Source organism: Candidatus Collinsella stercoripullorum, from assembly GCF_027669965.1.
Classification (GTDB): domain Bacteria; phylum Actinomycetota; class Coriobacteriia; order Coriobacteriales; family Coriobacteriaceae; genus Collinsella; species Collinsella stercoripullorum.
In genome coordinates this window covers 1-18532 of record NZ_JAQECM010000047.1, presented here as the reverse complement: position 1 = coordinate 18532, position 18532 = coordinate 1, and the positions used below count along the sequence as shown (strand labels likewise).

11 protein-coding genes are annotated in these 18532 nt (G+C 67.7%); 5 read left to right on the top strand and 6 right to left on the bottom strand.

Annotation, left to right across the window (positions count from 1 at the left end; all coding sequences use genetic code 11):
• Positions 1 to 147 precede the first annotated feature (147 nt).
• The 4 genes from pglX to PHA29_RS08585 all read right to left on the bottom strand — a co-directional run bounded on the left by pglX (position 148) and on the right by PHA29_RS08585 (position 7711).
• Positions 148 to 2703: a BREX-1 system adenine-specific DNA-methyltransferase PglX gene (gene pglX / locus PHA29_RS08600; RefSeq protein ID WP_270849202.1), complete on the bottom strand. Its 2556-nt coding sequence runs from the start codon at positions 2701 to 2703 to the stop codon at positions 148 to 150.
• A gap of 10 nt (positions 2704 to 2713) precedes the next feature.
• Positions 2714 to 6364 (bottom strand): BREX system P-loop protein BrxC, encoded by a 3651-nt coding sequence (brxC, locus tag PHA29_RS08595; protein WP_270849201.1) that lies wholly within the window; start codon positions 6362 to 6364, stop codon positions 2714 to 2716.
• A 111-nt stretch (positions 6365 to 6475) separates the two neighbouring features.
• A complete protein-coding gene (locus PHA29_RS08590; RefSeq protein ID WP_270849200.1) occupies positions 6476 to 7078 on the bottom strand; it encodes a DUF1788 domain-containing protein in 603 nt (200 codons plus the stop codon).
• A 9-nt stretch (positions 7079 to 7087) separates the two neighbouring features.
• Positions 7088 to 7711: a DUF1819 family protein gene (locus tag PHA29_RS08585; protein WP_270405367.1), complete on the bottom strand. Its 624-nt coding sequence runs from the start codon at positions 7709 to 7711 to the stop codon at positions 7088 to 7090.
• 288 nt (positions 7712 to 7999) lie between these two features.
• Here PHA29_RS08585 and PHA29_RS08580 point away from each other — a divergent pair, with 288 nt between their 5' ends.
• The 3 genes from PHA29_RS08580 (at position 8000) to PHA29_RS08570 (ending at position 14362) form a co-directional block, all read left to right on the top strand.
• Positions 8000 to 9955 carry a bifunctional metallophosphatase/5'-nucleotidase gene (locus PHA29_RS08580; protein ID WP_270849199.1) on the top strand — a complete coding sequence of 652 codons (1956 nt, stop codon included), beginning with the start codon at positions 8000 to 8002 and terminating at the stop codon, positions 9953 to 9955.
• Positions 9956 to 10363: 408 nt separating this feature from the next.
• Positions 10364 to 13903 carry a pyruvate:ferredoxin (flavodoxin) oxidoreductase gene (nifJ, locus tag PHA29_RS08575; protein ID WP_270849198.1) on the top strand — a complete coding sequence of 1180 codons (3540 nt, stop codon included), beginning with the start codon at positions 10364 to 10366 and terminating at the stop codon, positions 13901 to 13903.
• A gap of 255 nt (positions 13904 to 14158) precedes the next feature.
• Positions 14159 to 14362 (top strand): hypothetical protein, encoded by a 204-nt coding sequence (locus PHA29_RS08570; protein WP_270574916.1) that lies wholly within the window; start codon positions 14159 to 14161, stop codon positions 14360 to 14362.
• Positions 14363 to 14517: 155 nt separating this feature from the next.
• On the opposite strand, the gene PHA29_RS08565 is transcribed toward PHA29_RS08570, so the two are convergent.
• Both PHA29_RS08565 and PHA29_RS08560 read right to left on the bottom strand, forming a co-directional pair.
• Positions 14518 to 16377: a PH domain-containing protein gene (locus PHA29_RS08565; protein WP_270849204.1), complete on the bottom strand. Its 1860-nt coding sequence runs from the start codon at positions 16375 to 16377 to the stop codon at positions 14518 to 14520.
• Positions 16378 to 16379: 2 nt separating this feature from the next.
• Positions 16380 to 16859: a PH domain-containing protein gene (locus PHA29_RS08560; protein WP_270849197.1), complete on the bottom strand. Its 480-nt coding sequence runs from the start codon at positions 16857 to 16859 to the stop codon at positions 16380 to 16382.
• A 397-nt stretch (positions 16860 to 17256) separates the two neighbouring features.
• Between PHA29_RS08560 and PHA29_RS08555 the strand changes: the two genes are divergently transcribed.
• Entirely contained in the window at positions 17257 to 17847 is a 591-nt protein-coding gene (locus PHA29_RS08555) for an HdeD family acid-resistance protein (protein WP_270405616.1), read from the top strand.
• Positions 17848 to 18178: 331 nt separating this feature from the next.
• A complete protein-coding gene (locus PHA29_RS08550) occupies positions 18179 to 18502 on the top strand; it encodes a TFIIB-type zinc ribbon-containing protein (RefSeq protein WP_270849196.1) in 324 nt (107 codons plus the stop codon).
• Positions 18503 to 18532 lie beyond the last annotated feature (30 nt).

Sequence of the window (18532 nt, the reverse complement as noted above, 5' to 3'; positions counted from 1 at the left end):
TGTGGTGCTCAGCGGGGCAAATACTCACCGATGTGTTCGGAGCAGGAGTTTCCCAGAGATAGAACTGGACGATTTTTTGTAAATTGCCATTGTTAGGGCCGTGTAGCTTCACGCGGCTTTTGAATGACCATTTGTTAGACATAGCGATCACACCAATGGATTGCGCTTGAAATCCCAAGAGGTTTCTCGGGAGTCCCAGTCGGCTTTTGATAGCTCTACACAAGAGGTGGCCAGATCCGTTATTTCTTTCCTGTTGGTACGATCGTCAATGGGAATGATTTGTACACAGCCGGGCGGAACATTAAGCGTCGGGTTTGTTACGCTAAGAAAGAGCCTCACTATCGATGAATTGAGGAAGGCGAGGAGCTGCAGAGCTATCTTGCTATCAATCGGATAGAGAGCAAGACCTGCCATATTTGGAATAAAACCCGGTTCGTAGCATCTAAAGCTGGTCAGATCAGATGTGATTCTCCCCCAGCTAATGCATGGCTTTCCGTAGTTTGCTGCCCCCGTTAGCGATGCTGATTTTAGCCCTCGGAGCGCTTGACCGGAGTTTTCAAAAAACAAAACGCTCGATTTATTACCGTACCAGCGTCTAAATCCGCCGCCTTTCGTGTGCTTCACCCAGCGATGTGTTGTTATTGCAGAATGAAGGTTAATTTGGGAGAGTTGAACTTCGTGCCATTCTCGAATAAACCGCTCGTTATCGGATGTCTTGAGTCCTTCTTGAACGATGGCAATATCTGATACTTGCTTTTCAGCGGCGCAATAAGAGAGGAATCCTTTTCCAGCCCAATATGCGATCGGGCTGCCGGGGATGTCGTGGAAGGTCGTGGCGTCGGCTCGGTAGAACCAGCCGCAGGCGGGATTCGTCAGGGTTTCGAGCAGCTTCTCGCGCTTCGGGCCGCTGCCGGAGATGTCGACCAGGCGCACGTAGGCGCCCTTGATCGCCGCCCGGCCGTTGTAGAGCACGTCGGCGGTCACGGAGACGACCTCGCCGCCGATAGCGTCGAAGGCGCGCGGTCCCAGGTGCGCCATCGCCACGATCGTTTTCTCATCGATGACCCGCTTGCGCATCTTCTCGAAACTGCCGAGGAACATCCACGACTGCATGGTGACCATCGCGGCGTACCCGCCCTCGCGCGCAAGCGTGTACCCGCGTTCGATGAACGCCGTGCACAGGTCCTTGCAGCTGTCCGGATACCGCTTCTTCATCCATTTTCCCATGAACGGGTTGAAGCTGCTGCTCCCCATATACGGCGGGTTGGCGACCACCACGTCGAACCGGCGGGACAGCGTTTCGCAGGCTGCCTGTGCGGCGGCGAGCTTGCGCGCCGTGGCGGCGAGGAACACGTCGCCGGTCTCCTCCGCCATGTGCGCGAACGTCGCCGCGTCGTCGCGCAGGCAGCCCAGTTCGCCCTCGTCCACCGAGAGCAGGCTGCCGACCTCGCCCAGATGCGCAAGCGAATCGAGCAGGTCGCCGTGCCTGTGGTGCACGAGCGCGCTCGCCTCGGGAAGCTCGTCGGCATCGAGCGCGATATCCGACAGCACGCGCACGTCGGCCACGATCCCGCGCCCGAAGAAGCGCCGGTCGAGCTCGCGGGCGCACAGGGCGAGCGCGAGCTGGGCGATCTGCGCGGCGCGCTCGTCGATCTCCATGCCGGAGAGGTTCCTGGTCAAGATGAGCTCGGGGATCTCGCGCGTGCGGTAGCCGCGCTCCTCGTACATGGCCGCGAGCATCTTGAACGCGTACACGAGGATGTGACCCGACCCGCACGCCGGGTCGCAGAACGTGATGTCCTCGGGGCCGGATATGCGCAGGAAGTCCTCGTGCTCCCCGTCGGGCTCGATGTAGTACTCCATGAGCCGGTCGGCGGGCCGTTCGGCTCCCGCGCGCTCGCGCAGGCTGCTCTCGGGGAAATTCAGCATCCAGAGCCTGCCGAGCGAGTTGTCCACCATGTAGCGCACGATCCATTCGGGCGTGAAGAGCTGCGTGGCCGGAGCGATGTCTTCCGGCGCGGCCTTGCGCTTGCTCTTGAAGAACTCGGCCTTGAGGTCGGCGTTGTAGAACTGGTACATCCAGCCCAGCACCTCGACGTCGTCCCAGGTCTCCTCCGGGATGTCGGCCACCAAGCGGTGCAGCACGTTGTGCTCGTTTCGGTCCAACAGCCCGTTCGGCAGCATGAGGGCGTCGGTGTCGTCCACATGGTCGAACACCGCGGGCAGGGCGTCGGCGAGCTGGTCGCACTGGGCGATGAGGATCAGGCGGAACAGCTCGGCGTCATCGCCCGCCGCCGCCAGGTCGAGCGCGCGGTCGCGGTCGAGCCCCGGCAGGTCGAGCTCGCCTACGGCGCGCAGGCACTCGGGGTCGAACGAGCCGTCGAGCGCCGAGAGCATGCGCACGCGGCTCGGGAGGTAGCCGTGGAGCTCCATGTAGCGGATGCCGGCGAAGCGGTTGAACCAGGTGTAGGCCTCGCGTTCGCACAGCGCGTCGTACCCCAGCTCGTCGATGAGCGCGATCAGGTTGTCGCGCTGGGCGAGCTGCTCGTCGGCGAGCACCGTGCCGTTGACGATGCGCGAGCCCCGCGGCGCGCCGGAGCGGCCGGCGTCGTCCAGCCCGAAGGCGATGCAGCGGTTCCGGACGGCGTCGATGAGCTCGACGCGCGCCCACGGGCAGAACTTCTCGAGCGCTTTGGTGTCCATCGGGTGTTCCTTAGTTCAGCTTGACCGAGTCGTTGCCCTCGAGGGCGTCAAGCAGCTGCGTGCGCGCCGCCTCCAGGTAGTCGTCGACCTCCTGGGCGCTGCGCAGGCGGCGCGGCCGGAACACGCGCGAGCGCTCGATGGTGACGACCTTGGGGTCGGGTGCCGATACGGGCGCGGGCCGGGATGCGGAGCCGGCTCCGGATGCCGCGGCTCCGGTGCCCGAGGCCGGCGTCCGGGTGCCGGCGCCCTGCGTCGACGCGCCTGCGGGGGGCGTGTGGTCGGTCGTGATCGTCACGCCCGGCGTCGCGGGCCGCGGGCGGTTGATGCGGTCGTATTCGCGGTCGATCTCGTCGCTCAGGCGGCGCTGGTCCTTCTCCAGGCGGGTCCTGAGCGCGTCGAGCTCCGTGAGGGTCGCCGCGCTGTTGGCGGTGTCGCGGCGCAGCAGGCGGGTCTTCTCGATCTCCGACAGCTTGACGTCGCGCTCCCGCGCGTAGGCGGCCAGCTCGTCGATCGTCACGTCGACCTGCTCGAGCAGGTCGGTGCGCTTCGCCTTGAGCATGCGGTCGCGCACCGCCTTGACCTGCTGGATCGCGGGCGACAGCTCGGGGATGCGGCGGTGGATGTTCCTGTCGGCCAGGACGTCCTCGATCACGGCGAGGGCTTCTGCCGCCTCGGCGTCCGCCTCCAGGTCCTCGCGGTCGGCGCCGACCTGCTTGAGCAGGTCCGTCGCGCTGTCGAAGATCCGCTGCCGGTCGGGGAAGAAGTCGTCGACGCTCTCCAGGTCCTCGGCCGCGTCCAGCAGGTCGTCCTCGCGGCGCACGACGGCGCCGAGCAGCTCGGCGGGGTCGGGGTCCACCTTCAGCAGCTCGTCGAGCAGGGTGACCGTGTCGGCCACCGTGCTGTAGCCCGGATAGTCGCGGTTGCGCCGGTACTCCACGTCGAGCAGGCGCTGCAGGCCGTCGCGGCGCTCCTGGAGCGCCTCGCGGATGCGCCGCGCCAGGCCCTCCTCGTCCACCGGCAGGTCGTGGACGCGGCACAGCTCCTCGACGGTGCGGCGGGCCGTCGCGCGCTCGGCGTCGCTGGCGGTGCGGCGCATCTCGATCTGCACCTTGTCGACCATGCTGCGCATGCGCAGGTAGTTGACGCACTTGCCGTCCTGCAGATCCACGGCCTTGCCGGCGTAGGTGAGCTTGGCGCGCCGGCTCGCCAGCAGCTCGGCCGCCACGGCGGCGATATCCGCCTCGCGCCAGCCATAGGGGGCCGCCTGGTACTGGCGCTGGATGTCGCCCATGGTCACGGTGCGGTGGCGCGCCGCCTCCGTCTTGAGCTTGCGCTCGAGCTCCTCGATGGCGCGGGCGTTGGGCTGCTGTCCGGGCAGGGCCTGCTCGGTGCCGTTGAGGATGCGCCGGATGCCCGCATCGTCGGTGTAGTTCCTGTCGATGCAGGCGAGCTTGGGGTAGACCGTGTCGACCAGGCGCGCCAGCGCCTCCTCGATGCGCTTCTTGGCCGAGGAGGTCTTGGCCGGCGTGACGGCGTTGCCCTGCACGTACAGCTCGCCGCGGCGGACCGCCTCCTCGATGAGGCCGCTCGCCTCCTTCTCCAGGCGCGTCTTCTCCTGCTGCTTGCCGCGCACGATGTCGCGCTGGCTGGGCTCGAGGTTGGCCGTCACCACGGTCGAGACGTACTTCTCGATGCGCGCGGCCTCCATGAGCTGGCCGTAGTAGTCGATCTCCGGGCACAGTACCACGATGGCCTCGCCGCGGCCCGATTGCAGGATGAGTTCCTCGTGGGTGGGCGGCTCGCTGCCGTCCATGCCGGCGATGACGCGCAGGATCAGCCCGCCGGGCGAGCCCACGGGCGTCTGGTCCAGGTACTCCTCCACGGGGAACTGGTTGACGCCCACGGTGAGCTTGGGCGTGTCGAAGATGTCTTTGAACACGATGTCGGCCGCCTTCTTGGTGACGGTCTCGCTGTCCACGTGCGTGCGGGCGATCTGGTTGGCGATCTCCTGCTCGTCGTCGGTGAGGAACTGGTAGCGGTCGCCGTTGCGCGTGATGCAGCTCTCCCTCATCAGGCGGTCGAGCGAGGCCTGGACCCGCTCGCGCAGCTCCAGGCGGTTCTCGCGCACGTCGTCGGTCATGAGGGTCACGATGTTGTCGATCGACGCGGCGACGTCGCGGTCCACCCAGCGGATGAGGAACAGCAGCTTGAGGACGCGGACGTCGTACCCCTCGAGCCCCTGCCCCGCCTCGGCCTGGCGCGCGGCGCGGTTGATGACCTGGCGGTGATAGTGCTCCAGGAACGATTCCGTGGCGTCGTAGAAGCGCCAGAACGGCACGAGGGCGTGCTCGTCCAGCTCCTCGACGGCCTGCGCCGCCTCCTGGAAGCCCGACAGCATGGAGCGCTCGCCGCTCGACAGGTGCTTGCCGGAATGCCCCTGGTTGCGCAGGGCGTTCATGACGTTCTGCAGCAGCGTGAACTGGTAGTTCACGAACGGGAAGGTCTGCGCGAAGTCGATCGCGTCGCGGTAGCCCATGAGGTCGGCTTTGGCGTCGCCGAAGGTGAAGAGGTTGCGCAGCACGGTCTCGTCCTGACCGTAGCGCAGCTCCAGAAGCTGGGCGGCGTCGGGCGTCTTGGACAGCACACGGCGCTTGATGACCTCGTTGGCGTCGGAGCTCGACAGCGACAGGCGCGTGTTGAAGCGCCCCTGGATCTTCGAGAAGTCGCTGCCCGCGACGGTGGTGATCTCGTCGATGGCCTCCTGGCCGGTCACGACGACCCACACGCGGCCGGCGCACTTGGTGCCGAGCCCCTCCACGATGTTCTGCAGGTCGTTCATGCGGTCGGTGTCCTCGCCCACGTACTGGCTCACCTCGTCCACCATGAACAGCAGGCGGAACCGCCCGCCGTGCTCGGCGGCGCGGCGCTCGGCGTAGTCGCGCACCTCGTCGGTAAAGGTGTCGGCCGAGATGTCGAGGTCATCGCTCGCGTACCAGCGCTCCGCCTCCTCGCGGGTCTGGAAGCCGCACGCCGCGAGCGCCTCGATCACCGGGGCGGACTTGGACTGGTAGGTCTTGCGCCAGTCGAGCCAGCTGTGGCCGCTCGCCTGCTCGTACGCCTGACGGAAGGCGTCCGTGAGCCCCTCCGCCTCGATGAGCGCCTCCAGACGCGCCAGCTTGGGGCTCGCGCCGTAGAAGCCCTGGTTCTCGTAGAACACCCGGTAGAAGGTGCGGATGACCGCCGAGGCGTCGTTGCGGTCCGAGCTCTTGCTGCCGATGTTGAACAGGATGGTCTCGGTGGGGATGCCGGCCGCGCGCCGGGCCTTGGCGGCGATCATCTCGTCCTCGAAGCGCGGCTCGATGTAGTCGAGCGCGCGCCTGCCGCCCACCGTGCGATCGGACAGCAGGTAGGACAGCATCTTGAGGAAGTGCGACTTACCGGAGCCGAAGAAGCCCGAGATCCACACGCCGATCTTGCCCGTCGGCTCGTCGATGGCGCGCTCGTAGGCGTCGAAGAACGTGGAGAAGTGCCCGCGCAGCTCGCGCGTGACCACGTACTCGGACAGCTCCTGCTCGATGACGGCCTCGTCGTCCTGGTCGATCTTGATGACGCCGTTGATGTCGCGGTCGATGTCGCGTTCGAACATATCGTGGATGCGCACGGCCGGCTCCTTTCTAGGGGGGGTTGGTTGGGGACGGGTTCGCTTCAACCTTTTTGGGATGGGTTGGATGGGGACGGGCTCGTTTCAACCCCTCTCAACCCCTCCGCTGGGTCAGAGCAAGGTGAACGCCCGGTAGTAGTTGCCGTCGGCGACGGAGTTGAACAGCCGCAGCGAGGTCTGGTCGTACAGGCCGGGGTAGAACAGCACTAACGGCACGCCGTCGAAGGCTGGTTGGGCGTTCTCCAGGATGTCGTGCGCGCGGACGAAGGGATAAGTCTTGCCCACGCCGGTGACCAGCAGCACGTCGCGGCCCGCCTGCATGCCGCCGAAGTCGCGCTCGTAGCGCTCGCGCATGGCGCGGACGTAGTCCTCCGGCATGGCGAGCTCGCGGATGTGCGCGAGCAGCGCCTCGGAGCCCCGCTCGCGCTCCATGCGCTCGAGGTCGTCGACGATGTCGTAGTAGCCGCAGATGCCGCAGAAGATGTCCCACAGGTCGAAGTCCACGATGCGCGCGGGGATCGAGCCCGCACGCGACGCGGCGACGAGCTCCGCCGTTCGCTCCCGCACCTCGTCCTCGCAGGCGGCGTCGTAGGGGAACACGTAGAAGGGGACCTCGTTGCTGATGCCGCGGCAGCGAAGGAAGTCGGGGTCGCCGAAGCGGGAGCGTATGAGCTCGAATCTGTCGGCGAGCGAGGGGGATTCGGATGCGGTCATCTGCGCCTCCTATTCCGCCACGCCGAGGGCGGGCAGGACCTCGGCGTCGCCGTTGGCCCGGATGGCGGCCTCGAGGTCGAGGTCGAGCAGCGGGGGAGCGATGCGCTCCGTGGCGCGGTCGTACATCCCGCAGCGCTCCAGGCACGCGGTGAGCACCTGGCGGACCTTGTTGGCGGTGGCGTCGCTCCAGCGCGCCGCGCGGCCGTCCTGGGCCCGCAGCCCCTCGACGAAGTCGGCGATCTCCCGCCTACGCAGCAGGGGGTCGAGCGCCTCGAGCTTGCGCGCCACGACGCAGGTCATGAAGTCCCATACGATGCGGTTGTCGCGCATCATGGCGTAGAGGTTCGTCTGGGCGAGCTGGTCGGGCGTCCCATGGGCGATGAGCTCGACCAGGCGCCTGCGCAGCTGCGGGTCGTCGGAGAGCGCCGCCAGCCGTCGCGCGCATGCCCGGGTGATCGATTTGAGCTCGCGCTCGGTCGGGTATTGGAAGGGGTTGGCGGACACGACGGCGTCGACGAGCCCGGCGGTGTCCGCGATGCCCTCATCGAGCATGAGCCGGGCGACGGTGCGGGTCTCGTTGACGAGCCACTGCTCGCGGGTGATGGACCCCCGATACGCCTGCGGGGCGCTCATCGCGCGCCTCCGATGCGGCGGGGGATCGCCGGTCCTTCCATGGGCGCCTCCAAGGGACGACGACGGGTGCCTATCCCGTTGATACGTCCGAGGCGCGCCGATTTGTTGAGCAACAATTCGGTGCGTATGCGCCCCGTCCGCGAACGGCGGTGCGCCCGCCGCCCGGGGCATCCCCCTTCCGCTTGCAAGTCACAGCGCGTTCCAGTACATTTGTTCAATTGTGTTGAAGATTTGAAGACGCCTCGTCGGGGCCCGGGTCGCCCCGGGGGCGTTGGGGGAGGGAATCCCATGGGAACGCATGGCATCTTGAACGGGGCGGCGCGCCTCGCGCGGCGGTCGGCCCTCGCGGTCGCCTTCGCCGCCGCGGCGCTCTGCGGTCTGCCCCAGACCGCTCTCGCGGCGGACGCGCAGCCGGTCGGCTCGATCGACATCCTGCATGTGAACGATATCCACGGCCGCTACGAGGTCGACGGCGTGAACGCCTTCGCGGCGGTCAAGGGCCTGGCGGATGCGGAGGGCGTCGCGCTCACCCTGGACGCCGGCGACACCTTCCACGGCGCCTCGTTCGCCACGGTGTCGCAGGGTGGCAGCATCGCGCAGCTGCTCAACGCCGCCGGGTTCGACGCCACGACGCCGGGCAACCACGATTGGAGCTACGGGGCGGACCGCCTGCTCGAGCTGGACGCGTCCGGCTCCTTCTCCGTGCTCGCGGCCAACGTGGTGGACGCCGAGACGGGCGAGCCCTACTTCGCCCAGCCGTACCTGCTGAAGACCGTCGACCTCGAGGACGAGGACGGCGAGCCGACCGGCGAGCAGGTCCAGGTGGGCGTCCTCGGCGTGATCGACCCCGGCTTCTACACGTCCACGCCGGGAAAGAACGTGGCCGGGCTCTCGTTCACCGATCCGGTCGCCGCCGCGAACGAGACCGCCGCCGCGCTGCGCTCCGCCGGCGCCGACATCGTCATCTGCCTGACGCACAACGCGGACCCGCAGGCGCTCGTCGCCGACCTCGTCGGCGTCGACGCGGTCATCGCCGGTCACGAGCACCTGGCGATCGATGGGATCGTCACCGCCGCGGACGGTCGCGAGGTCGCGGTGGTGGAGTGCCCCTCGAGCCCCTCGGCGGACTACTTCGGTTCCATCGGCCTGCTCACCCTGCAGATCGAGCGGGCGGACGACGGGGCCCTCTCCGTCTCCTCCCATACCGACGAGCAGCTCGCCACCGCGCAGCTCACCGCCCGGGACGAGGAGGTCGCTGCGCTCACCGAGCGGATCGTCGCCGACAACGCGACCATCCTCGACCAGGTCGTCGGGACGAGCGCCGGGGACTACCCCTACGGCTCCGCACAGGGCACCGAGCCGGGCGGATGGGAGCGCGTGCGCACCGAGGACACCGAGATCGGCCACCTGGTCACGGGTTCCTACCTGGCGCTCACCGGCGCCGACCTCGCGTTCGAGAACGCCGGCGGCATCCGCGGCGGCGTCTCGGCGGGCGATGTGACCGTGGGCGACCTCATCTCCATCTCGCCCTACGGCAACACGCTCGCCACCTACGGGCTCACCGGCGCGCAGGTCCGCGCGACGCTCGAGCACTCGCTCGATATCTCGAAGGCCTGCCGCGACGTGCTCGCCCGGCAGATCGAGGCGATCGAGAACGGCGAGGACCCGATGGCGTACAGCTGGCCCGAGAACTCGGGCTCGGTCATCGTGGTCGGCGGGGCGACCATGCTGGTGGACTGGGACCGCCCGGCGGGCGAGCGCATCAGCTCGATCGAGGTCGGCGGGGAGCCGCTCGAGGATGCCCGCGTCTACACCGTCGCCATGAACAGCTACCTGCCGGGGCTCACGGACGAGTACCCCGCCTTCGCCGACATGGACCTCGTCGCCGAGTGGGGGACGTGCGAGGAGGCCCTGCGCGCGCTCGTCGCCGCCGACAGCTGGGAGCAGCTGGTGGACGAGCTGACGGGCACGGTCTCGTACGCGGACCCGGATACGGGCGACCCGGATGCGGGCGATGAGGATACGCCCCTGGCCCCGCTGGAGCCCGCCGAGCCCGTCGACGGGGCTGGCGGCGCGGCGGATGACGGCGCGACCGCGGGAGACCTGCCGCGGACCGGCGACGCCGGCACGCTCACGGTGAGCATCCTCGCGGGCTTGGGCGCGCTGTGCGCCGGAGCGGGGGCAGGGCTCGCCTGGCGCCGCCCCGCGCGCCGGGCGCGGGAGTGCGACCGCGAGCGCCGCTGAGGACCGCCCGGGCCCGCGCGCCGGGTGCCGTCGCGCACCGGCTCCGCGATCCGTCGCCGTCGTTGGCGACGCGTATAATCCAACCCCCTTTGCGGCGGCGCGCATCCGGTGTGCCGCCGCTGTTCTTTTTCGACCCCGCGCGCACCCGTCCCGGGTTGCCCGAAGGCAACCGAACCGCTGGTCGGCGTGACAGTTCGATGCGGCGAAATCCGTCTCGGATTCCGTCTTGCGAACCCTTGGTTGGGAGTACAATAACCATGCATGTGGATTTTCGGCAGGCCCGTTCGCGCGGGCTCGTCCGCCGGCGATCCTGCGATGCGTCCAGATCGCCGGAGGCATCCATGCACGGTAATACCCGGGGGCACCGGCTCCCGGAGCGTGTACACCCAGCTGAGAGGAGAGGGGTATATGGCGCGTAAGTTCAAGTCTATGGACGGCAACGAGGCGGCCGCATACGTATCGTATGCGTTCACCGAGGTTGCGGGTATCTACCCGATCACGCCGTCCAGCCCGATGGCCGACCATGTCGACCAGTGGGCCGCGCAGGGCAAGAAGAACATCTTCGGTACGCCCGTCAACGTCGTCGAGATGGAGTCCGAGGCCGGTGCCGCCGGTACGGTCCACGGCTCGCTCGGCGCCGGTGCTCTGACCACGACCTACACGGCGTCCCAGGGCCTGCTGCTCATGATCCCGAACATGTACAAGATCGCGGGCGAGGGCCTGCCGGGCGTCTTCCACGTGTCCGCCCGCTGCGTCGCCTCCCACGCGCTCAACATCTTCGGCGATCACTCCGACGTCATGGCCTGCCGCCAGACCGGCTTCGCCATGCTCGCCGAGGGCAACGTCCAGGAGGTCATGGATCTGGCTCCCGTGGCGCACCTCGCCGCCATCGAGGGCAAGGTCCCGTTCCTGAACTTCTTCGACGGCTTCCGCACCTCCCATGAGATCCAGAAGGTCGCCACCTGGGACTACGCCGATCTCGCCGAGATGTGCGACATGGACGCCGTCCAGGCCTTCCGCGATCACGCGCTCAACCCCGAGCACCCCTCCGCGCGCGGCTCGCACGAGGACGGCGACGTCTTCTTCCAGCACCGCGAGGCCTGCAACAAGGCGTATGACGCGCTGCCCGCGGTCGTCGAGGACTACATGGGCAAGATCAACGCCAAGCTCGGCACCGATTACGGCCTGTTCAACTACTACGGCGCCGCCGACGCCGACCGCGTCGTGGTCTGCATGGGCTCCTTCTGCGACACGCTCGAGGAGGTCATCGACTACCTGAACGCCCACGGCGAGAAGGTCGGCCTGGTCAAGGTCCGCCTGTTCCGCCCGTTCTCGATCAAGCACTTCGTCGACGTGCTCCCCGAGACCTGCACCAAGATCGCCGTCATGGACCGCACCAAGGAGCCGGGTTCCATCGGCGAGCCCCTCTACCAGGATGTCGTCTCCGCCCTCTACGAGGCCGGCAAGACGGGCATCACCGTGGTCGGCGGCCGCTACGGTCTGGGTTCCAAGGACACCACGCCGGCTTCCGCCTTCGCCATCTACGAGGAGCTCAAGAAGGACGCTCCGCGCCGCGAGTTCACCGTCGGCATCGTGGACGACGTCACCAACCTCAGCCTGCCCGAGGCCGCTGACACCCCGAACACCGCCGCCCCCGGCACCATCGAGTGCAAGTTCTGGGGTCTGGGCGGCGACGGCACGGTCGGCGCGAACAAGAACTCCATCAAGATCATCGGCGACCACACCGACAAGTACGTCCAGGCCTACTTCCAGTACGACTCCAAGAAGACCGGCGGCGTCACCATCTCGCACCTGCGCTTCGGTGACTCCCCGATCCGCTCGCCGTACTACATCTCCAAGGCCGACTTCGTCGCGTGCCACAACCCCTCCTACATCGTCAAGGGCTTCAAGATGGTCCGCGACGTCAAGCCCGGCGGCACCTTCCTGGTGAACTGCCAGTGGTCCGACGAGGAGTTCTCCGCGCACATGCCGGCCGAGGCCAAGCGCTTCATCGCGAAGAACGACATCAACGTCTACCTGATCGACGCCATCGACCTGGCCGAGAAGGTCGGCATGGGCAAGCGCACCAACACGGTGCTGCAGTCCGCCTTCTTCGCCCTGGCCGAGGTCCTGCCCGCGGCTGACGCCATCGAGTACATGAAGGCCGCCGCCGAGAAGTCCTACGCCAAGAAGGGCCAGGCCATCGTCGAGGCCAACTGGAAGGCCATCGACGCCGGCGCCACCGCGTTCCACAAGTTCGAGGTGCCCGCCGACTGGGCCGACGCCGCCGACGAGAAGGTCGAGCTCTCCTCCGAGGAGTGCTCCGCCATCGCCAAGCAGGTCAAGGAGATCATGGAGCCCATCTCCCTCATGCAGGGCGACGAGCTTCCCGTCTCCGCCTTCGTGGGTCACGAGGACGGCCAGTTCCTCACCGGCGCTTCCCAGTTCGAGAAGCGCGGCGTCGCCGTCATGGTGCCGCACTGGGACGAGACCAAGTGCATCCAGTGCAACCAGTGCGCCTACGTCTGCCCGCACGCCACCATCCGTCCGTTCGGCCTGACCGAGGAGGAGATCGCCAACGCGTCTGAGAACCTGCGCACCCTCGACATCAAGATGCCGAAGGACACCGGCCTCAAGTTCACCATGGCCATCTCCCCGCTCGACTGCATGGGCTGCACCAACTGCGCCAAGGTCTGCCCGAAGGGCGCCCTTACCATGGTCCCGCAGGAGCAGGAGGCTGCCGAGCAGCAGGTCTTCGACTACTGCGTCGCCGAGGTCTCCGAGAAGCCCGTCCTGCAGGCCAACAACCTCAAGGGTTCCCAGTTCAAGCAGCCGCTGCTCGAGTTCTCCGGCTCCTGCGCCGGTTGCGCCGAGACCGCGTACGCGCGTCTGGTGACCCAGGTCTGCGGTGACCGCATGTTCGTCTCCAACGCCACCGGCTGCTCCTCCATCTGGGGCAACCCCGCGGCCCGCTGCCCGTACACCACCAACAAGGACGGTCACGGCCCGGCGTGGAACAACTCCCTGTTCGAGGACAACGCCGAGCACGGTCTGGGTCTGGCCCTCGGTTACGAGGCCGTCCAGAACAAGCTCGTCTCGGACACCGAGGCCCTGATTGCGGCCGACGGCACCCCCGAGGCCGTCAAGACCGCCGGCCAGGCTTGGCTCGACTCCCGCACGGACGCCGAGGCCTCCAAGACCGCCGCTGCCGCCTACATCGAGGCCCTCGAGGCCTGCGGCTGCGACAAGGCCAAGGAGATCCTGGCTGACAAGGCCTACCTCACCAAGAAGTCCTTCTGGATCTTCGGCGGCGACGGCTGGGCGTACGACATCGGCTTCGGCGGCCTGGACCACGTCCTGGCTTCCGGCCACAACGTCAACGTCTTCGTCTTCGACACCGAGGTCTACTCCAACACCGGCGGTCAGGCTTCCAAGGCTTCCAACATCGGCCAGGTCGCTCAGTTCGCCGCCGCGGGCAAGCGCATCAAGAAGAAGAGCCTTGCCGAGATCGCGATGAGCTACGGCTACGTGTACGTCGCTCAGGTCGCCATGGGCGCCAACCCCGCCCAGACCCTCAAGGCCATCCAGGAGGCCGAGGCCTACGACGGTCCGTCGATCGTCATCGGCTACAGCCCCTGCGAGATGCACTCCATCAAGAAGGGCGGTATGCAGAACTGCCAGATGGAGATGAAGAAGGCTGTCGAGTGCGGCTACTGGAACCTCTTCCGCTTCAACCCGGCTGCCGAGGCCGGCAAGAAGTTCTCCCTCGACTCCAAGGAGCCGAAGGAGGGGTATCAGGACTTCCTGATGAACGAGGCCCGCTATGCCTCGCTGTCCCGCGTCCTCCCGCAGGAGCAGGTCAACGAGCTCTTCGCCGAGAACGAGCAGGCGGCCATGGATCGCTATCAGCACCTGCTGAAGCTCAAGACCGTCTACAACGAGGCGTAAGTCGGATAGCTGCATAGCTTCATCCGCTTGAGGGGTCCCGGGCGAAAGCCCGGGGCCCTTTTTCGTGCCGGTCGCCGAATCCGGGCGGCGCATACCGAGACCGAAGCACGGGCGGCGGGCGGACGGCAGGAGATGCCGTACACTGAAACCAAGATCCGTCGGCGCAAAACCGGCAACCGGTTCCCGGCCTTGCACGTCAATCCGTCAAGGCCAGACCCGGGCTTAGGCCCGGGTCGCGATCGAAGGGAGCTTGTCATGGCTTGTCGGGATTGCAAGGAGTTCGAGGTCTGGAAGGGCGAGGGCTACTGCAACTGGTGGCGCCGGAACGTCGAGGGCAGCGACACCTGCCAGCGCGATTCGAGCCGCTATATCGTGCCCGACCCCGCGAAGGGGCTCGAAACGCCGATCTGGGGCTTGTCGTTCATCTTCGATGACAACGGCGTGGCCCAGGCCTGGTAGCCGTCGGATCGGATGAGGGGGCGCCCCGTTCGGGGCGCCCCCTCCCTGTTGCAGGGCCTTCGGAGTGCGGGCGACGGTCGAGCGCGCCGGTGCGGGTCTCGGGGCCCATGGCCCGGGACCTTCGGAGCCGCCGCTCAGCGACGTCGCCTCGCGCGTTATCGGTACCAGTCGAGTAGCTCGTCCGCATCCGCCTCGGTTATGTCCGCGAGGGCGATGTCGCCGGAGGCGGCCGTCCTTGCCCGAAACGTCGCCACCCCTGCGCGACGCTGGAAGGGTGTCGATGAGACTGCGGCATGCTGCAGATGGGGGCGGCGGACGAACGTCGAGACGCGGAGGATGCCGCCCTTGACCACCGCCAGGCGGCGCGCATCATGTCCGATACGGCTGTCGCGGAAGCGGAGCACCGCGTTGACGGTCATACGGACCGTGAGCACGACCGCGAGGGCGATGAGGAGCGCGTCGACGCCCGCGAGCAGGAACCCGTCCGCCAGCGGTTCGGGGATGAGCAGGTCGGCGAGGATATGCGCTGCCGAGAAGAAGGCCAGCAGCAGGACGAGTCTGAGCAGCGTCCTCGTGACGAGGCGACGTGCGGCGACCGGTGGCAGGCCGTTCGTCCGGATGCCCTCGAGCATGCCGGCGTACGCCGGTGCGATATCGCCCAGGAAGGCCTCCACATCGCGGATTCGGAGGAACGGATGCAGCACGATGCCGTCGGACGTGGAGGACTCGCCGGCCGAGCCGGCTCCCGAGACGACGATGGCGCGGACCTCGGCATACCCGATCGCCTGGCGCAGCAGGCCGCGCCGGATCTCGATGGACTGGATGCGCTCGATGGCGACGGTGTGCGAGGTCCTGCCCAACAGGCCGCGCTCCACCACGACGCGGTCCTCATAGCGATCGGCCCGATAGCCCGCATAGCGGACGAGGCTCGTGACGAATGAGATGACGACGCCCGCCATCAGGGATACGAGCAGTAGGGAGGCGGCGATGGCGACGAGGACCGCGGCGGGAAGCGCGGCGATGTCATGCGCCGCGTCGTTGAGGTTGACGAGGCGGGACTCCTGTAGGAAGTTGGCGCCCTGCACGAGCAGGATGACGAACGCGAAGGTCTGGGCGGCCACGCGCGCCTCGGTCGCGGACGCGAGGATGAGTTGTCCGGTGCTGAGCGTATGGCGCGCGATCGGTTGCGGGTACGAGGGGTCGCAACCCGTCGAAGAGGATGCGGCATCCCGTGCGGCGGAGGCGGGGGACGGATGGGCGCTGGGCGTCGCATCGGCTCCCATCGGTGAATCCGGGCATCGCGCCGGTCCGATGCCGTTCGGGCGTGCCGCCGCATCGGCTCCCTCCCCGACGGCGCAGGTCGTGCGTCCGTCGGCCGCCGTTCCCGGGGCATCGGCGCGAAGCGATTCGAGCGCCCGCGCCTTGCGGCGGAAGAGCTCCTCGCGCAGGGCGCGGGCCATGCCCGCCTTCAGCCCCTTGATGCGCGTGAGCTCCCCCTCGCTTCCGGCGGCACCGGTATCGAGGTCGAGCGTCATCAGCCCGAAGACCCGTTCGAGGAGGGTCGAGGACATGTTCACGGTATGGATGTGCTCATAGGGGACCTGCAGGTCGCGCCGGTTCACCACGCCGCCGTGCAGGACGATGGAGCCGTCGGTGAGCTCCCAGGTCCGCGTGCGCCATCCGACGATGGCGCTGACAGCCCCGACCGTCAGGAGGAACCCCGCCAGAAGGCCGATGTCGAGCAGGTTGCCCGGTTCGAACCCGCCCAGCATCTGCACGGCCGCCACGAGCGCGACGCCCGCGACGGCGCCCAGGCTCCCCGCGGCGTCGACGAGCGCGGACAGGGCGCTCGCCCGGTGGACGCCCTCGAGCTCCGGCTGCCGCTCGAACAGGGACCGGGAGGGGTCCGCCAGGCGCTCGAGGTCCTCGAGGTCGAGGGGGTCCGGCATGCGATGCCCGGAGGGCGCCGCCGGCTCGGGGGTATGCGGGTCGGTCCGGTCGGTCCCCGTCTCCATGGTCACACGTCCTCCTTGGCCAGGCGGGCAAGCTCCGCCACGCGGTCGCGGAGCTCGGCGGCCTCCCGCTCCGCGAGGCCGGGGATCTCGAAGCTCTCGCCGGCGGTGGAGACGCGGACGGCGGCGAGTCCCTGGGATTTCAGGAACGGGCCCTGCTTGGTCTCGACATGCTGCACGCGGACGAGCGGGACGATGATGCGCTTCTTGACGAACACGCCGTGGTACAGGTCGACATCGGTGGGGGTGACGTCGTAGCGCCAGGTGGCCATTTCCACGCGCGGGCTCACGAGCATGTCGGCCACCTCGATGAGGATCAGGGCGCCGCCCAGGATGAGGGCGGGGATCGTCACGGGCCATCTCATGACGTGGCTGACGAGGGCCAGGCCCGCCGTCACGACGGAGGTGCCGGCGATGAGGGCGAGCGAGCCCAGATACCACACACGCAGCATGCGCGGATCGAGGCGGCGTGAGGGAAGCTGCACGGGAGGGGTCCTTTCTGCGCGAAGAGACCGTTCAAGTATATCGTTGCCGCGGGGGGGGGGCGTTCCCGGCGAACGGCCCCCACGGTGGACGGCCCGGTCGGTCGGCGCGGTGTGCCGAACCGGGGACTCGGGTGGCGCGATCGCGGGCACGGAGCGCGCCGCCCCGGGTGCGGCGTACCCGGCGCCCCCTCTGCATGGATGCTGCCCGCGCCCGCATGCGGCGAACCTCTGCGCGCGATCGCGTTCGCATGGCCCGCCGCACCGCATGGAGAACCCGTGGCGGTTCAGCGGGTTCCCCGCGCCCTGAATAGATGCGCGCATGCGGGTAGAAGAGGAGTACCAACGGCTCCCTGACCGGTACCGGACAGGGAGCCACATCTATGTTGAGGAGTTACCTATGGATATGTTCAACTCGAACTTCGATTACAAGCGCGAGTTCATCGACCGCTGGAACGACGGGGTCAAGCGGGCGCGCGGATGGATGGTCGTGCTCGGCGTGCTTCTGATCCTCGCCGGCGGGTTCGCCGCCCTCGCCCCGCTCGGCCTCTACGAGTTCATCCAGACGGCGGCCGGCATCGCGCTGATCGTCTACGCGGTGATGCAGATCGCCTCGTACATGGGGACGCCCGAGTTCTTCCGCAGCCCGGCGCTGGTGGTGATGGGCGTGCTCAACGCGCTGCTCGGCATCATGCTGCTCGCGCTCCCGGCCTACCTGACCGCCGGGACGCTGGTGTTCCTGCTGGGCTTCCTGTTCATCGTCACCGGCATCGAGCGCCTGACCTTCGCCCGCAGGATGCGCTACTTCCAGCTCCCGCATACCGGGATGGGGACCGCGACGGGCATCATCAACCTGATCGTCGGCATCGTGTTTCTGCTCATGCCGATGGTGTCGAGCCTGGTGCTCGGGTACCTGATGGCCGCCTACCTGGTCGTCGGCGGCGTGACGGTGCTGATCGAGGCGGCGGCGATGCGCTCCATCGACGCCTAGCATGACAGGCGGGACGGTTTTCCCGTGCCATCATGACAGGTGGGACAGCCCCGCCTCACCATGGCAGGTAGGACGGTCTCCCGCGCTGCCCCGTGCCATCTCGCGTGCGGCCTGCGCCTTTCAGGGGCGCGGGCCGTTTTTCATGGCCCGCGTGGGTGCATTTGGCCGATTTGACCGGAGATGGGGGTATGCGCGGCGCAGGGGGGTGGTAAAAGGGAGCAGATATCCGGACTCGGTCTCCGCCGGCGCGGGGGCGGGACGCGGGGTCTCTCCGCATCCGCCTGCGCCCCGTCCCCGCACCGGCGGAGGCGGCCCAACCGAAAGCGAGGTCATGGTTACGATGAAGTGCCCGGTATGCAAAGACGTGACGCTGCTCATGTCGGAGAAGAACGGCGTCGAGATCGACTACTGCCCGGAGTGCCGCGGTATCTGGCTGGACCGCGGGGAGCTCGACAAGATCGTGGACCGGGCGCGCACCGCTCAGCGCGAGTATGCGGCGTACGAGGACGACCGCCGCGACGACCGGCGCTACGACGACAAGCGCTACGACGACCGCCGTGAGCGCGAGTACCGCGACTACAAGAAAAAGAAGAAGAGCAACCCCATGTCCGCGTTCGGCGACATCATGGAGATCTTCGGCGGCGGGGACGACTAGCTGTTCAGTGCCAAGACGTTGTTTACGCCC